Origin of the sequence: Streptomyces sp. NPDC014861, from assembly GCF_043081625.1 — a bacterium.
Taxonomy (GTDB): Bacteria; Actinomycetota; Actinomycetes; order Streptomycetales; family Streptomycetaceae; genus Streptomyces.
The window spans coordinates 1-15,610 of record NZ_JBIBWV010000015.1 but is presented as its reverse complement, the minus strand read 5'-3'; the positions used below and the strand labels follow the sequence as shown (position 1 = coordinate 15,610).

Genomic DNA, 15,610 nt, shown 5'->3' with positions numbered 1-15,610 from the left:
ATGCGGTTGCCTCTGCGTCGCGGGGGTCGTTGACTCGCGCGCGCCGGGGTGGGACGCGAGGCAGCGGGTCCGGATCGGGATCCTGCCGAACAGGCGGCGTGCACGGCTGAGCCGATGAGCGCGGCGAAGGCCAAGCACCACCGTGCCGGGCGGCGGCGCCTCCTCCGCCTCGTCCTTCGGCATGGCCGACCCGCTCTCCACCTCGGCCACGCCCGCAGCGTGGTGGCGGTGCTGCGGCTCCTCGCTCTGCCCCCCCCTGCACGACGGCGCCAAGGATCGCGGCACGTCGGGACCGCGGGCTCCGATCAGCCGATCCAGTCCCGGAACCGGGCGCGTGAGGGTCCGCACGCGCCGTCGGCCAAGGCGTCCTCGTAGGCCTGCCGGGCCGCGGCCTCCCTGTCCTCCGCCGAGCTGCCGGGTGACACCAAGGAGCCTGAGCCGACAGCCGTGTGGATCGCGCATCGCGGATGGACCGGCTGAAGGGCGTACCACCCGAAGGCCACGACGGCAGCCAGCGTGGCCAGGGTGACGAGACGACGTCCGCGGAAGAACAGGTTGATCACCTACGGATGGTACGGCGCACGTCCGACGTGTCGTCCCGGCCCCCTCGATGCCCGCCTCAGCGGTCACCGCGACGGAGAGCGCAGCCTCGCCCACCCGCCGGCCGTCTCCACCGGCACCAGTGACTTGGTCATCGCCGACCACGGTTGCCGGTCGGCCGACGAGGTCGCGGACACCGGAGGGCGTCCGGCAGGGATCGACGGCCGGTGCTGAGAACCCGCGCCCGGCAAGACACCGTGCGGCCCGGACCTCGGCAGGGTGCTCGTCACCCGGCCGCAGCGAGGTAGGCGAGGAGCGCGGCCAGGGGCCCGACCATGCACACCAGGTGGGTGAGAACAGAACGAGGCAGACGGAACAGGCTGAACACCAGCAGACCGCCCGCAAGCCAGCCGAAGTAGAGCCGCTCGGCGAGTTGGTGGGTGGCGTCCATCTCTGCCTGCTGGGTCTCATCCGGCCCACCGAAGGTGATCCCCGAAGCGATGATCATCATGTAGAGCACCCCGCACAGCAGGATGTCCCCCACCCCGACCAACACCGCCACAGGGGCGTCAGCGCGCCGCATGCGCCGGTACCAGCCGACACCGTCCCCCGTCGTGTCCGTCCCGTACATGACGGTCAGCTTGCCTCACACGGGGGCAGCTGGACATGAGTACGGATACTCAGCAATGAGACAACTGCTGGTCGGCGGAGACCCCGGGACCGAGGGCGCCGCGTCGCCGTCCCGACGGAGCGCCGGCCCGGCGGTCTGAGGCGCGGGCGCCGGCCACGACCGGCGGTCCGCCCGCCTCGCCTCCGCCGCCGCGTGCGGGATCGGCACCCCGGGCGGCAAGACGCTCGCTCCCGCCCTTCCCTCCCGCCCCGTCCCGGGCTCCCGCACGTCCCGGGACGGCGATGTCCCCGCAGGTCAGAGCCTTGGGAATCCCGACTTCGGCGCCGGCCCCGGGACACGCTTGCGGCCCGCTCGGCGGCGGGCACAGACTGCGGTTGTCCGGCCGCCGCACCGCTCGACGGCAGCGCCTCGGCCGGCCCTCCTCATCTCCCCCTCCCTTCCCATCCCTTCCCCCGGTGTGCCCCGCGTCGCCTCGGCGCGCCACGGCTGCCACCGGCCCCCCGCCGCCCCCGCCGCCCCACAGGAGCTCCCCCATGCCCCGCGACAGCCGCCGTGCCCGCCGTTCCCTCCTCGCCTCCGCCGCCGCGCTCACCTCCGCCACGGCCGTGGCGCTCCTCGTCACCCTCCTGCCGGGTCCCGGCGGAGCACCGGCGGGCGAACGGCCTCCTCCGGTGCGCCCCCTCGGCGCGGCGGCGGTCACCGCGGAGGACCGGCTCCTGCACGACGCCGAGCAGCGGTTGCTGCGCGACTGCATGGGCAGGCACGGGTTCACGTACCGAGTGGTCCCGCTCGACGCCGACAGCGGGTCCAGGATCTTCCCGTACGTCGTCGACGACGCGGCCTGGGCCCGGCGGCACGGCTACGGTGCCGAGTCGAGGCGGCAGCGGGAGGCGCTCGCGCGGCGGGATCCGAACCGCGCCTACTTCGCCGCCCTTCCGGCGGACCGCCGGGCCGAGGCCCTGGTCACCGCCAACGGGCCCTCGCCGGAAGGGCTGACCGTCCGGCTCCCCGGCGGCGGGACCATGCGCCGCAGCGATCGCGGCTGCGTCGCCGAGGCGCAGCGGCGGCTGTACGGAGACCTCGGCGCCTGGTTCCGGTCGTCGACCCGCCTCGGCGTCCTCGAACAGCTGCTGCGCAGCCGGGTCGTCGCCGACACCGCGTACCTGCGGAGCCTCGAAGGCTGGCGGCGGTGCATGGACCGGGCCGGGCACGCCTTCGCCACGCCCGCGGCGGCGCGGGCCTCCGCGCTGTCCCCCGTACGCCCGCTCCCGAGGGCGCGGGAGGTCGAGCGCGCGCTGGCCGAGGTGCGGTGCGCCGAGGAGTCGGCGCTGGACCGGACCGCCCGGCGGCTCGACCGCCATCACGGCGGGCTCCTCGCCGAGGAGTACCGCTCGGACGTCGAGACCCGGGACCGGCTGAGGGCCGCGGCGCTGCCGCGCGCCCGTCGCGTCCTCGACGGCGGCCTGCCCGCCTGACCCGCGGGCCCCACTGCTCCGCCGAGTGCGCCGACGCATCCGGCGGCCGACCGGCCGCGCCATGACGGGCGGCCCGGTCCTCACCACCCCTCCCGTCACCATCCATCCGAGAAGGAGACACACCATGCGTATCGCCCGTGCCCTCGCGACGGTCCTCGCCGTCGGAGCCCTCAGCCTGCTGACCGCCCCGGTCGCCGACGCCCGGGGCGCCGCGTCCGAGACGGTCGTACCCGCGGCGGCCGCCGCACCCGACGGTTTCCTCCACGCCTGGGAGCACCCCCACGCCCGCGGCTTCTACTGCCGGTGGAACGCGGCGAACGCCAACTGGGCCGGCTGCCGGGACAAGGTCTCGGACGTCTGGAACAACGGCTACCCCGGCGTCGCCGAGGACGTGAAGCTCTACCGCCTGACCGACTGGAACGGTTCGTGGGTCTGCCTCCACCAGGGGCACTCGATCCCCGACCTCGGCGCGCACGGGCTGCGGTTCTTCAGCCCCGGTGAGGGTCAGGGCCAGCTCGTCAACGACGCGGTCGGCTCGCACCTGTGGGTCTCGGCCTGCTGACGCCACCTCATCGGGCGCCGGCCCGGCGGGACTCCCCCGCCGGGCCGGCGCCCGCCGTCGCCGCCCCGCCCGTCACCCCGCCCGGCGCCTTGTCCGTCACCCCGTCCGGCGCCTTGTCCGTCTCACCGTCCATCACCCCGTCCGACGCCTCGTCAGGGGCCCCGTCCGACGCCCCGTCCGACGCCCCGTCCGACGCCCCGTCCGACGCCTCGTCAGACGCCTCGTCAGGGGCCCCGTCCGACGCCTCGTCAGACGCCTCGTCAGACGCCTCGTCAGTCGCCTCGTCAGTCGGCCGGCGTCCGGACCTCGTACGAGCGGACGAGGCGGGCGAGCTGTCGGCCCGTCACGTGGAGCGGTTCCTCGCTGCGGTTGACCTGGGCGGTGACCTCGGCGCCCTCCAGGGCGGAGAGGACGGTGACCGCCAGCTCGCCGGCGTCCTCGGAGGACCACCCGCACCGCAGGAGCTTGTCGCGCACGAGTCCCTCCCAGTCGCGCAGCGCGTCGGCGCACGCCCGCTGGATCTCCGAGTCCGTGCCGAGTGTCTCCAGGGCCGCGGCGGTGACGGGGCAGCCGTCGATCCAGCCCGACTCGCGCAGTTCCCCGGCGAGTCGGCGGGTGCAGGCCAGCACCGCCTCCGCCGGGTCGTCCTCGCTGTCCAGCGCCTCCCTCAGGAGCGTCGCGAACTCCGCGCTGCTGTGCCGGATCGCGGCGACCGCGACGGCTTCCTTGCCGCCGGGGAAGAAGTGGTAGACGGAGCCGAGGGTGGCCTGGGACTCCTGGGCGATCTGCTTGATTCCCGTGCCGACGTAGCCCTGCCGCTGGAGGAGGCGCGCTGCGGCCACGACGATCCGGTCCCGTGTGCTGGTCTGCATGCGCCCACAGTAGCGAGCCATTGAGTAGAGCGCTCGTTCTAGAGCTGTGCTACGTTTCCACCACGCGCTAAATAGAGCGATCGTTTTAGTCGAAACGGAGATCCCCCATGCCCGGCATCAACACTCGTCAGTCCGTCACCGTCATCGGCCTCGGTCCCATGGGACAGGCCATGGCCGGCGCCTTCCTCGACAGCGGTCACGAGGTCACCGTCTGGAACCGCACGGCGTCCCGCGCGGACGATCTGGTCGCTCGGGGCGCGGTCCTCGCTCCGGACGTGGAGAAGGCCCTCGCCGCCAACGAGCTCGTCGTGCTCAGCCTCACCGACTACGACGCCGTGTACGCCACCCTCACCCCGGCCGAGACCGCGCTGACCGGCCGCGTCCTGGTGAACCTCAGCTCGGACACGCCGGAGAAGGCCCGGGCCGCCGCCCGTTGGGCGGCCGAGCGGGGCGCGGTCCAGCTCACCGGCGGCGTCACCGTGCCGCCCTCCGGGATCGGCAAGGCGGAGTCGTCCACCTTCTACAGCGGACCGCGCGAGGCCTTCGACCGGCACCGGACCGCGCTGGAGGTCATCACCGGGCGGGCCGACCACCAGGGCGAGGACCCGGGCCTCGCCGCGCTGATGTACCAGATCGGCATGGTGATGTTCTGGACCTCCATGGTGAGCTTCTGGCAGGCCGTCGCCCTCGCCGACGCCAACGGCCTCAAGGCGGCGGACATCCTCCCCCACGCCGTGGAGACCGCGCAGTCGCTCCCGGGCTTCTTCTCCTTCTACGCGGAGCGCGTCGACGCGGGACAGCACACCGGCGACGTCGACCGCCTCGCCATGGGCACGGCCAGCGTCGAACACGTCCTGCACACCCACGCGGACGCGGGCGTCGGCACCGCGCTGCCGGCCGCGGTGGTCGAGCTGTTCCGGCGCGGCATGGACGCCGGTCACGCGGCGGACAGCTTCTCCTCCCTGGTGGAGCTGCTGAAGAAGTCCGAGGTGTGACCTCGCCGCACCCCGTACCGCCACACCCCTTCACCCCCCGTACCGCCACACCCCTTCACCCCCCGTACCGCCGCCCCCTCACCCCAGTGCCGCCGCGCCTCGCTCCGGCGTGCCTCGCGCCCCCGCGCCGCCGTCAGGGCGGCGCGGGGGTGAAGCGGTGCAGTTCGTCGGTGCCGGGCTGGACGACGCCCCAGCTGTTCTCCGGCACCTCGTTCCAGGCGCCGGGCAGGTCGCCGAGGGGCTCGGAGACGATGAGGCGGGAGTCCTCGGACAGGTCGCGCAGGAAGGCGACGTCGGGGTGGAGCCTGCGCAGGGCCTCCACCCGGCTGCTGTAGAAGAGCGAGCGGGACTCCTGCGCGCTGGAGTAGCGGAAGGCCCACAGGCGCTCGCCGTCGGTGACGGCGAGCGTCATCTGGAGAGGGAACTCCACTCCGTGCGCGTGCCCGACCTGTTCCACCACGCCCGCCATCGCGGCGACGGCGGCGGGCGGGTCCCGGTCGAGGCCGAACGTGAGGGACAGGTAGAACATCACCTCGGAGTCGGTCGTGCCCTCGATGTCCGCGTAGAGCGCCGGGTCGACCAGCATCATGAGGTCGCGCCGCAGGCGCGGGAAACCGGCGACGGCGCCGTTGTGCATGAACATCCAGCGGCCGTGCCGGAAGGGGTGGCAGTTCGACTGCTGCACCGCCGTCCCGGTCGACGCCCGGATGTGGGCGAAGAACAACGGTGACCGGACGTGGTCCGCCAGCTCGCGCAGATTGCGGTTGCTCCAGGCCGGCCCGACCTCCCTCAGGAGGGCGGGGGTGTCGATGTGCTCCGAGTACCAGCCGACGCCGAAGCCGTCGCCGTTGGTGGTCTCCACCCCGAACTTCGCGTGCAGACTCTGGTCGATCAGGGAGTGCGCGGGTCGGTACAGGATCGTGTCGAGCAGCACGGGCGTACCCCGGTACGCGAGCCATCGACACATGCGACCACCTGCATCCTCGTCGGCTCCGGACACGCCCCTCCCCCGCCCGTCCGGTCCCCTCCCATTCTCCGCACCCCGCCACCAGGTCGCCACACCACCGCTCCGCGACACCGAGCGCCCCGCACGGTCAGTCGAGGCGGATGGCCAGCATGCAGGCGTCGTCCTCCAGGCCGGACTGTTCCGGGTCCGCGAGGATCCGGTCGACCAACTCCCGGGGGGCTGCGTCCGCGTGGCGGGCCAGGAGGTCGGCGAGGCGGTCGATGCCCAGGGTGACGTCCTCGCCCCGGCGCTCGACCATGCCGTCGGTGTAGAGGAGCAGGACGTCGCCGCGGCGCAGCGGCGTCTTGGTGGTCTCGTACGCGTAGCCGGGCAGGGCTCCGAGAAGGGGGCCGCGTTCGCTCGTGCGGAGGGGGCGGGCCCGGCCGTCCCGGAGCAGGAGGGGTGCCGGGTGGCCGGCGTCGGCCCAGTGCAGCTCGCGGGCTTCGTCGATGTGGCCGGTGACGACGGTGGCCGTCTGCTCGGTGGGGTCGCCGCACAGCAGGTCGTTGAGCCAGGTCGTGATCTCGCCGGCGGAGGCGCCGGTCTGGGCGAGGCCGGCCAGCGCGTGCCGCTGCTGGGACATGCGGGCCACCGCGTCGAGGCCGTGGCCCGCCGCGTCGCCGATGGCGACGAGGACCCGCCCGTCGGGCAGGAGCCGGCACTTGTACCAGTCGCCTCCGACGGCCGCGTCCGGTTCCGCGGGCCGGTAGGAGGCCGCGACCGTCAGGCCGACCGCGGCCAGGGCCTCGGAGTGGGTCGGGAGCAGCGCCTCGCGCAGGGCGTCCGCCACCCGCCGCTCGGCCTGCTCCTGGCGCCGGAGCCGGTCGGACTCGCGCTCCGTCTCGGCGATCCTGCGGCGGCTGCGGATCTGCGGGGTCAGGTCGCGGGCCACCAGATTCACGGCCCACGGCCGCCCGTCGGTGCCGGCGACCGGCCTGCCGAGGAGGTCGAGCGTGCGGACCTCGCCGAGGACACGGAAGCGGATGCGGGTCCAGGCGGGTTCCTCCCCAGCGAGGACGGAGGTGAGGAACTCGGAGAACGCGGTGAGGTCGCCCGGCAGCAGCGCGTCGCAGAGCTGCTCGAGCGTCCACGGCATCCGGATCTCCGAGTGGAAGATCCGGCTCAGCCCCTCCGACCAGGTCACCTTTCCCGACAGCAGGTCCCAGTTGCCCCAGCCGAGGGAGGCGAGGTACTGGGCGTCGATGGTCATGAGCTCGGTCTGGCTCTGCACCGGCCGCCAGGTCGCGAGGACCTGCTCGCCGCAGCGCGCGGCCGAATAGAGGAGCGGAGCTCGGTGCAGCCGGCCGAGGCGCTGCTCGGTGTAGTCGACGACGCGGCCCTCCAGCGGCCCGCCGCCCGCGACGACGTCCGCGAGCGCCGCGAGCAGCCCGCTCGCGGCGGCGCCCGGCCGGGCTTCCAGGAACCGCTGGCCGACCTGCCGGTCAGGGGCCTCCAGCCAGTCGGCGGAGCGGATCCTGTTGCCGGCGACGATGCGGAAGTCCCGTACCGCCCCCGTCTCGTCGTGGAGCGGCTCCAGGAGTACCGCGGAGGCCGGGATCGCGTGCAGGACTGCGCAGGTGCCGGTGCCCGCGGCACCGGGGTCGTGGGTGCCGCACAGGCAGGTCGCTTCGGTGTCGCCGCGCGGGGGCTCGGGGGCGGGGGCGAGCGCCTGGACGGGAGCGGTGACCTCCGGTCCCGGGCTCGGGGCGGTGGGCCGGTCCGCGGTGCGGCGGACCGCGGACCTCAGGCTGGAGACCTCGTCCCCGATGAGGGCCTTGAGCTCTTCGACGGTGTCGGGCAGCGGAAACCCCATGATCGCCTCCCTGAGCCGGTGGGCACGCCCCTGGACCGGTGGTCCGGGTGCCGCCGCACCACCGACTCCCCCGCCTCTGCCCGCCCGGTGTCCTGTCATGCGCGGGCGGGACCGACGATGCCTGCCCGGGACTCGCCGTGGACGAGTGGAGACGCTTCGTACGCGGGCGGCGAGGCGTCGTACACAGGCGGGACCCGCCGTGGGCAGGTGGAGACGCTTCGTACGGGGGGCGTCGTACACAGCCCCGGCGCCGGCACCGGGCATGCGACAAATTCGCTGGTCGGGCGCGGCGGGCGGGCGGAAGAATGGGCCTCCTCGAAAACGGGAGGGAACCCATGAGCCAGGCGTACCTGACTCTCGACGCGCTGATGCCGGCCCAGGAGCTGGCGGCGGCGGTGGAAGCCGGGCATGTGACCCGCAAGGCGCACCCCGAGCTGCCGCTGTCGATCTACACGTACACGCGCAGCTGTCAGTACGAGGGCGTCTGGAACAGGGTCACCGTCCGCTGCCGGGGTCTCGTCGCCGACGACCGGACCGGACGGATCGTCGCCCTGCCGCTGCCGAAGTTCTTCAACGTCTCCGAGCACGAGTCCGGCCGTCCCTACGCTGCCGCGCTGCCCGACGAGCCGTTCGAGGTGTACGAGAAGGTCGACGGCAGCCTCGGGCTGGTCTTCCACTACGAGGGCCGCTGGCGGGTCGCGTCCAAGGGCTCCTTCGTCAGCGCCCAGGCGACCTGGGCGCAGCGCCGCCTCGACGGCGCCGACACCTCGCGGCTCGTGCCCGGGGTGACGTACCTGATGGAGATCGTCTACCCGCGCAACCGCATCGTCGTGGACTACGGCGACCGGCGCGACCTCGTGCTGCTCGCCGCGTTCGGCGCCGACGGCACGGAGCTGGGCCTCGCCGAGGCGGCGGAGGCGTGGAGCGGCGTCGGGTCGGTCGTGACCGTCCACCCGCCCATGCCGCTCGACGCGCTGGTCAAGCTGGCCGAGACGAACACGCTGCCCGACGGCACCGCCGCCACCGGCACCGACGCCGAGGGCTTCGTCCTGCGGTTCGCGTCCGGGGTGCGCGCCAAGGCCAAGCTCGCCGAGTACGTACGCCTCCACAAGGTCCTCACCGGTGTCACCGAGCGGGACATCTGGCGCCGGCACGGCGTCCAGCGGTTCGCCGGCACCTCCGCCAAGCGTCTGGCTCAGGGACTCGGTCTGTCCGTCGCCGAGCTCGGCGGGGTCCGTTCGCAGGGCGGCCGGCCCCTGGACGCGCTCCTGGAGCAGGTGCCGGACGAGTTCGACGCCTGGGTGCGGTCCGTCGTCGCGGGACTCGAGGAGGCGTACGCCGCCCGGGAGCGCGCGATCGACGAGGCGTACGCGCGGCTGGCGCCGCTCGCCTCCGACCGGGGCGCGTTCGCCCGCGCGGTGAAGCGGATGGCCGACCCGGGTCTGCGCTCGGCCATGTTCCTGCGTCTGGACGGGCGCCCCACCGACCTGTTCGTCTGGCGTAGCCTGCGCCCGGAGACCGCCGACCCCTTCACCACCGACGAGGAGAACTGACCGTGCCCGTGGTCCACGTGATGACCGGACTGCCGGCCTCCGGCAAGACGACCGCCGCCCGCGCCCTCCAGAAGCGATCCGAGGGCCGGATGCGGCGCGTCAACCTCGACGACCTGCGCACCATGCTCGACCTGCCGAGCGGCGACGGCCGCTCGCGCGCCCACGAGCAGACCGTGCTCGACATCCAGGACGTCGCCGTGCGCGCCGCCGTCGACGACGGCTTCGACGTCGTCGTCGACAACACCCACCTCACCCCGCACATCCCGCGACGGCTGAAGGCGGCGCTGGCCGGCCGGGAGGCCACCTTCGTCGTGCACGACTTCACCGGCGTGCCCACCGACGAGTGCGTGCGCCGTGACGCGGCCCGCGAGCGGCCCGTCGGCGAGGAGATCATCCGCATCCTCGCCGAGAAGCACGCCAAGGCCACCCGCGGCGGCTGGCGGCTCACCGACGACTGGCTCAACGACCGGCCCGCCGTCACCCCGTACGTCCCCGACCCCGCGTTGCCGGCAGCCGTCCTCTGCGACATCGACGGCACCCTGGCGCTGCGCGGCGACCGCGGGCCGTACGACTTCACCCGCTGCGACCTCGACCTGCTCAACGTCTCGGTCCGCGACGCCCTGCGCGCCTTCCGCGGCACGCACGAGGACCGCGTCGTGCTCCTCTCGGGCCGCAGCGAGGACCACCGCGTGCTGACGGAGGCGTGGCTGGAGCGGTACGAGGTGCCGTACGACGAGCTGTGGATGCGGGCGTCCGGCGACGGCCGCTCCGACGACCTCGTGAAGGCCGAACTGTTCGACGCCCACGTACGCCACCGCTACGCGGTCCGCGTCTCGCTCGACGACCGGGACCGGGTGGTCGCCGTGTGGCGCCGGATGGGGCTGCCGACCTGGCAGGTCAACTACGGCAACTTCTGACCCGGCCGGCGGCAGGCGGCCACCGGCCACGGACGCGCCGCGTGGTCCGGCGGCGCGGTCAGGAGCGGCGTGATCGGCGGGGACAGCCGATGGGTGTCCCCGCTACGACCGCGTCGCCGTGCCGCAGCCGGCGCGGCCCCCGCCCACGGGGGTCGTGCGGTCGTACGGGTCGACCACACGCCCGCTGTCCGTGCCGGTGTCCGCCGCACCCCCGCCGAATTCGGGGCGGAAGTACCCCGTGGGCGCCCCGCATCCGCCGTTCGTCATGTCGAGCTTGTACGACAGGAGGGTGAAGGTGCCCTTCTCGGTGACGACCTTCGAGGGGTCGTCCCAGCTCACGATCGTCTCCCGCCGGACGACGACCCGCACGACCTCGTCGCCGCCGCCCGCCGGAGCGACGGGATGGACAGAGGTCACGTCGGCGGTCACCTCGACCGCGCCGCGCTCCCCCTCGCGATAGGTGAGGCGGCCCCGCGTCCTGACCTCGTCACCGACCGGGCGGGCCTGTGCCGGGTCGAAGCGGCTGAAGAGCATCAGCGGGTCGTACTCCTCGCTGGGAGTGCTCAGCGCGGTGGAGACGAAGGTCGTCACGTCCTTCTGATGCGGATTCATCAGGGCGATCGCCTTCTCCGGACGCCCGCCGCGCAGCACCGCGGGGTCCAGGCCGGCCGCGGCGAGGAAGTCGCGGGTGGCCGTGAGCGCGCGCTCCACCTCCGGCTCGGTCATCCAGCCGGTGGCCTTGGCGGCGGGCACGGTGATGCCGGCCGTGCCGTTCGCCCAACGCGCCGCCGGCGAGCCACGGAACGGATCGGCGAGGGTGGCCCGCCCGTCCTCGTCGGCGGGCGGGGCCTGCTCGGGCCGCGCCGTCTCCTGGGCGAGCGGGGTCGACGTACGGTCCGGGCCGTCGGACCAGCCGATCACGCCGCCCGGGTCCACCGCCACGACCAACAGGGCCAGCGCGGCCACGAAGCCCGCCACGTACCGGCCCTTCGCACGCCGGCGCCGTCCGGCGAAGGGGTCGGAAGGGGTCGGGGACGTGGGCGCGCGCCACGGAGTCGGTCCCGAGGGTTCCGTACGCAGCCGGGCGGCGGCCTCGCGGGCCCGCGCGGAGGGCTCCTCGGGGACGTCGCCCCCGCTGTCGCCCGACGTCCGCAGGAACTCCGCCCACACCTCGTCGGGCTCCGACGAACCCTCGCTCCGGCCGCCACCACTCATCCCTGGACCCCCTCGCCCCGTGCTGCCCGCCCCTCCCCAGGGCCCTCGCATGATCGCACAGACGCGCGTACGGTCCGCTCGCGACCGGACGCCGCCGTCAGACGCCGGTGACGGGGGCGAAGGTGGTGACGGTGGTGCGGGGCGTCTCGTCGACGTGGAGGGTGAAGACGTCGGGGCGGGCGTAGTGGCCGGTGGTGTCGAGGTCGAAGCGGGCCCGGGCGAGGTCGTCGAGGTCGAGTTCCGCGGTGAGGATGCCCTCGCCGTCGCGCAGCGGGCCGGCGAGGACGTCGCCGAGCGGGGAGACGATCACGGATCCGCCGCCGATGAGGACGGTGTCGGGCGCGTCGCCCTGGACGGGGTGCAGGTCGTCGGGCAGGGCGTCGCGGCGCAGGTACTGGCAGGCGCTCAGGACGAAGCAACGGCCTTCCAGGGCGATGTGCCGCATGGTGGCCTGCCAGGCGTCGCGGTCGTCGACCGTCGGCGCGCACCACAGGTCCACGCCCTTGGCGTACATCGCGGTGCGCAGCAGCGGCATGTAGTTCTCCCAGCAGATGGCGGCGCCGAGGCGGCCCCTGCCGGAGTCGACGACGGGGAGCGTCGAGCCGTCGCCCTGGCCCCAGAGGTAGCGTTCGGCGGCCGTGGGCATGAGCTTGCGGTGCAGGCCCAGGTAGCCGTCGGGGCCGAAGAAGAGCGCGACGCAGTACAGCGTGCCGCCGTGGCGTTCCACCGCGCCGACGACGGCGTGGCAGGCGAGTTCCCGGGTGACGGCGCCCAGCGTCTCGGTCTCCGGACCGGGGAGTTCGATGGCGGCGGCGTGGTAGCGGCGGAAGAGGTCGCGGCCCTCGGGGGTACGGCTGCCGACCGTGATGCCGAAGTCGAGCCCCTTGGGGTAGCCGCCGATGAACGCCTCGGGGAGGACGACGACCTCGGCCCCTCGCGCGGCGGCCTCACGGATGAGCTCCTCGGCCCGGGCCACGGCGGCCGGGGTGTCGAAGAGCGGGGCGGCCGCCTGGACGACGGCCGCGGTCACGGTGCGGCGGGGCGGGGCGGAGGGTGTGGCGGGGGTTGTGGCGACGGTCTCGGTGGTCGCGGTCTCGGCGGTCGCGGTGGTGGTCGCGGTCGTGCTTGGGGTGGTGGTCTCGGCGGTGGTCCTGGTGGCAGCAGTCGCAGTCATGGTCTGACGCTAAGGGGGGAGCGAGGTCACGGGGGCCCACGACGGTCGCCCGTCGGCGGGGTGGGGACGGGAGGGGTTCGCGGACCGTCGGACGCGCCGGCGGACGGACGCGCAGGTGGGAGGGCCGGCCGCGATCCGAGCCCGCTCGGCCCCGGGCTAGCCTTGCCTGACTTCAGAAACGTCCAGTTGGAGGGGCACATGGCAGTGGGAGGGCAGGCCGGAGGACTCGTCCTCCGGCGCGTGGTCAGAGGTCAGCGCGGGAGGGTCGTCACGGCGTCCGCGCTCGGCATGACCCACCAGGCGTGCGAGGCGTTGGTGCCTGTGGTGATCGGCGCCGCCATCGACTCGGCGTTCGCCACCGGCTCCGGCGAGGCCCTGCTGCGCTGGCTGCTGGTCCTCGGCGTCCTCTTCCTCGTGCTGTCCACCTGCTACCGGACGAGCGCCAGGATCGCCGAAGGCGCGGGCGAACACGCCGCGCACCTGCTGCGGCTGGAACTCGGCGCCCGGGTCCTCGACCCGCGCGGCGGGGCGGACGCGAACCGGCTGCCGGGCGCGCTCACGAGCGTCGCCACCAACGACGCGAGCCGCGTCGGCTCGGTCGCGGAGGTCCTGCCGTACGGCTGCGCGGCGATCGCGGCGCTCGTGGTCAGCGCCGTCGCCCTGTTCGGGATCTCCGTCCCGCTCGGTCTGCTCGTCCTGCTCGGCATCCCGCCCCTGCTCTGGCTCGGCCACCGCATCAGCCGCCCCTTGGAGCGGCGCAGTGAGGCCGAGCAGGAGAGCGCCGCGTACGCCTCCGGGGTCGCCGCCGACCTGGTCTCGGGGCTTCGCGTCCTGAAGGGCATGGGCGCCGAGTCCGCCGCCGTGGCCCGCTACCGGACGACGAGTCAGGACTCGCTCGCCGCCGCACTCCGCGCGGCCCGCAGCCGTGCCGGTCACGAGGGCGCGCTGCTCGGTCTGACGGGCGTCTTCATCGCCCTGATCGGCATCGCGGGCGCGTACCTCGCGATGGACGGGAGCATCAGCGTCGGCGACCTGGTCGCCGCCGTCGGTCTCGCGCAGTTCCTCCTCGGTCCCTTCCAGCTCCTCGCCTACGCGAACGCGGAGTTCGCCCAGGCCCGGGCCTCCGCCCGCCGCATCGCCGAGGTCCTCGCCTCCCCCGCCGCCGTCGCCGGTGGCGAGCGGGCCCCCATCGGTACGGAGGCGGGCCGCGTCCGGCTGCACGACGTGCACCTGGGTGCGCTGCGCGGAGTCGACCTCGACCTGCCGGCCGGGAGTCTCACCGGGATCGTGACCCGCGACCCGGCCGTCGCCCAGGACCTCCTCCTCGCCCTCGCCCGCGAGACGGACCCCGCCGACGGGCACGTCGAACTCGACGGCGTCCCGCTCACCGAACTGGACCCGGGCCTCCTGCGCCGGACGGTCCTGGTCGCCCACCACGACGCCGACCTCTTCGAGGGCAGCCTCCTGAACGTCGTACGGGCAGGCGCGTCCACGGCGGACGGCACGGACCGGCGTCCGGTCGAAGCGGCCCTGACCGCCTCCGGGGCCGACGAGGTGGCGCGGGTCCTCCCCGGCGGGGCGGACACGGTGCTCGCCGAGCGGGGCCGGTCGCTCTCCGGAGGGCAGCGCCAGCGCGTCGCGCTCGCCCGGGCGCTCGCCGCCGACAGTCCGGTGCTCGTCCTGCACGATCCGACCACGGCCGTGGACACGGTCACCGAGTCCCGGATCGCCGCGCGCCTGCGGGAGATCCGGCGGGGCCGTACGACCGTCCTGGTCACGACCAGTCCGGCGCTCCTCGCGGTGACCGACCGGGTGGTCGTCCTCGACGGCGGGACCGTGACGGCCGACGGCTCGCACGCCGAACTCCTCGCCGACGACACGACGTACCGCGCGGCGGTGCTCGCGTGAGCACCGCCCCCGAGGACGAGACGCGCGAGCCCGCGCCTGCACGGACGACGACGAAAAGCACGGACACGACCAGCACGGAGACGGACATGCGCGGCGAGGCCGACACGGATGCCACGGTTCGCCCGGACCGTACGGGATCCCCGCAGCCCACAACTCCCGCAGACCCCACGGACCCCACGGACCCCATGGATCCCATGGACCGTACGGACCGTACGGACCGTACGGACCGTACGGACCGTACGCTCCTGCCGACCGCCGGCGGAGCCGAGTGTCTGGCTGCGCTGCGCACGGTCCTGGGTGTCCATAGGCTGCCGGCTGTCGCCGCCGCCCTCGTGCTCGTCGCCGGCACCGGGATCGGCCTCCTCACCGCCCCACTGCTCGGGCACATCGTCGACCTCGTCGTCGAACGCGAGGGACCGCACGCCCTGACCGTCCCGCTGGCCCTGCTCGTCGTCGTGGCCCTGGCCCGGGGCGCCGCCGCCGCGATCGGCGGAGTGCTGGTCGCCCGGCTCGGCGAAGCCGTTCTCGCCACCACGCGGGAACGTTTCATCGAGCGAGCCCTCCGCCTGCCCCTCGAACGCGTCGAGGCCGCCGGCTCCGGAGACCTGATCTCCCGGGTCACCAGCGACGTCTCCATGATCGCCAAGTCGGTGCGCCAGGCCCTCCCCGAGTTCACCCGCTCCGCGCTGACCATCGTCCTCACCCTGGCCGGCCTCGCCGTCCTCGACTGGCGCTTCCTGCTCGCCGCACTCCTCGCCGTCCCCGTCCAGATCCTCTCCGTCCGCTGGTACCTGCGCCGCGCCGCCCCCGTCTACGCCCGGCACCGCATCGCCACCGGCGCCCTCCAGCACCAACTCCTCGACAGCATCGGCGGCGTCCGCACCGTCCGCGCCTTCCGCCTCAACGACCCCCACGCCACCATGCTGGAGGACCGGTCGGGAGCCGCGCG

15 protein-coding genes are annotated in these 15,610 nt (G+C 74.2%); 7 read left to right on the top strand and 8 right to left on the bottom strand.

Translation table 11 applies throughout. The features are described from left to right. Positions 1-305 precede the first annotated feature (305 nt). On the bottom strand, positions 306-563 hold the full coding sequence (locus ACF1BN_RS25620; RefSeq protein ID WP_392333937.1) for a hypothetical protein: 258 nt from the start codon (positions 561-563) through the stop codon (positions 306-308). A gap of 263 nt (positions 564-826) precedes the next feature. Beyond that, positions 827-1,171: a hypothetical protein gene (locus tag ACF1BN_RS25615; RefSeq protein WP_392333936.1), complete on the bottom strand. Its 345-nt coding sequence runs from the start codon at positions 1,169-1,171 to the stop codon at positions 827-829. 533 nt (positions 1,172-1,704) lie between these two features. Here ACF1BN_RS25615 and ACF1BN_RS25610 point away from each other — a divergent pair. Together ACF1BN_RS25610 and ACF1BN_RS25605 are read left to right on the top strand one after the other, a co-directional pair. Further along, positions 1,705-2,646: a hypothetical protein gene (locus ACF1BN_RS25610; protein WP_392333935.1), complete on the top strand. Its 942-nt coding sequence runs from the start codon at positions 1,705-1,707 to the stop codon at positions 2,644-2,646. Between the two features lie 124 nt (positions 2,647-2,770). Next, a complete protein-coding gene (locus ACF1BN_RS25605; protein WP_392333934.1) occupies positions 2,771-3,208 on the top strand; it encodes a peptidase inhibitor family I36 protein in 438 nt (145 codons plus the stop codon). A gap of 7 nt (positions 3,209-3,215) precedes the next feature. Here ACF1BN_RS25605 and ACF1BN_RS25600 read toward each other — a convergent pair whose 3' ends face one another. Together ACF1BN_RS25600 and ACF1BN_RS25595 are read right to left on the bottom strand one after the other, a co-directional pair. After that, positions 3,216-3,341, bottom strand: coding sequence for a hypothetical protein (locus ACF1BN_RS25600; protein WP_392333933.1), 126 nt, complete (start codon positions 3,339-3,341; stop codon positions 3,216-3,218). A gap of 151 nt (positions 3,342-3,492) precedes the next feature. Beyond that, positions 3,493-4,080, bottom strand: a complete 588-nt coding sequence (locus tag ACF1BN_RS25595; RefSeq protein WP_392333932.1) for a TetR/AcrR family transcriptional regulator — start codon at positions 4,078-4,080, stop codon at positions 3,493-3,495. Between the two features lie 107 nt (positions 4,081-4,187). Here ACF1BN_RS25595 and ACF1BN_RS25590 point away from each other — a divergent pair, with 107 nt between their 5' ends. Beyond that, complete coding sequence (locus ACF1BN_RS25590; protein WP_392333931.1) at positions 4,188-5,075, top strand: NAD(P)-dependent oxidoreductase; 888 nt, start codon at positions 4,188-4,190, stop codon at positions 5,073-5,075. Between the two features lie 133 nt (positions 5,076-5,208). On the opposite strand, the gene ACF1BN_RS25585 is transcribed toward ACF1BN_RS25590, so the two are convergent. Both ACF1BN_RS25585 and ACF1BN_RS25580 read right to left on the bottom strand, forming a co-directional pair. Beyond that, the gene (locus ACF1BN_RS25585) at positions 5,209-6,042 is read right to left on the bottom strand and encodes a class II glutamine amidotransferase (protein ID WP_392333930.1); all 834 of its coding nucleotides are present in this window, start codon (positions 6,040-6,042) and stop codon (positions 5,209-5,211) included. A 127-nt stretch (positions 6,043-6,169) separates the two neighbouring features. Next, positions 6,170-7,894 (bottom strand): PP2C family protein-serine/threonine phosphatase, encoded by a 1,725-nt coding sequence (locus ACF1BN_RS25580; protein ID WP_392333929.1) that lies wholly within the window; start codon positions 7,892-7,894, stop codon positions 6,170-6,172. A 335-nt stretch (positions 7,895-8,229) separates the two neighbouring features. On the opposite strand from ACF1BN_RS25580, the gene ACF1BN_RS25575 reads away from it, so the two are divergent. Then, a complete protein-coding gene (locus ACF1BN_RS25575; RefSeq protein ID WP_392333928.1) occupies positions 8,230-9,447 on the top strand; it encodes an RNA ligase in 1,218 nt (405 codons plus the stop codon). A 2-nt stretch (positions 9,448-9,449) separates the two neighbouring features. Continuing rightward, a complete protein-coding gene (locus ACF1BN_RS25570; protein WP_392333927.1) occupies positions 9,450-10,364 on the top strand; it encodes an AAA family ATPase in 915 nt (304 codons plus the stop codon). 102 nt (positions 10,365-10,466) lie between these two features. Here ACF1BN_RS25570 and ACF1BN_RS25565 read toward each other — a convergent pair whose 3' ends face one another. Both ACF1BN_RS25565 and ACF1BN_RS25560 read right to left on the bottom strand, forming a co-directional pair. After that, a complete protein-coding gene (locus ACF1BN_RS25565) occupies positions 10,467-11,579 on the bottom strand; it encodes a hypothetical protein (RefSeq protein ID WP_392333926.1) in 1,113 nt (370 codons plus the stop codon). A gap of 97 nt (positions 11,580-11,676) precedes the next feature. Further along, entirely contained in the window at positions 11,677-12,753 is a 1,077-nt protein-coding gene (locus ACF1BN_RS25560; protein WP_392333925.1) for a nitrilase-related carbon-nitrogen hydrolase, read from the bottom strand. A gap of 198 nt (positions 12,754-12,951) precedes the next feature. Between ACF1BN_RS25560 and ACF1BN_RS25555 the strand changes: the two genes are divergently transcribed. Together ACF1BN_RS25555 and ACF1BN_RS25550 are read left to right on the top strand one after the other, a co-directional pair. Next, entirely contained in the window at positions 12,952-14,661 is a 1,710-nt protein-coding gene (locus ACF1BN_RS25555) for an ABC transporter ATP-binding protein (RefSeq protein ID WP_392333924.1), read from the top strand. A 194-nt stretch (positions 14,662-14,855) separates the two neighbouring features. After that, the coding region (locus ACF1BN_RS25550) for an ABC transporter transmembrane domain-containing protein (protein WP_392333923.1) at positions 14,856-15,610 on the top strand (755 nt) is incomplete at its 3' end.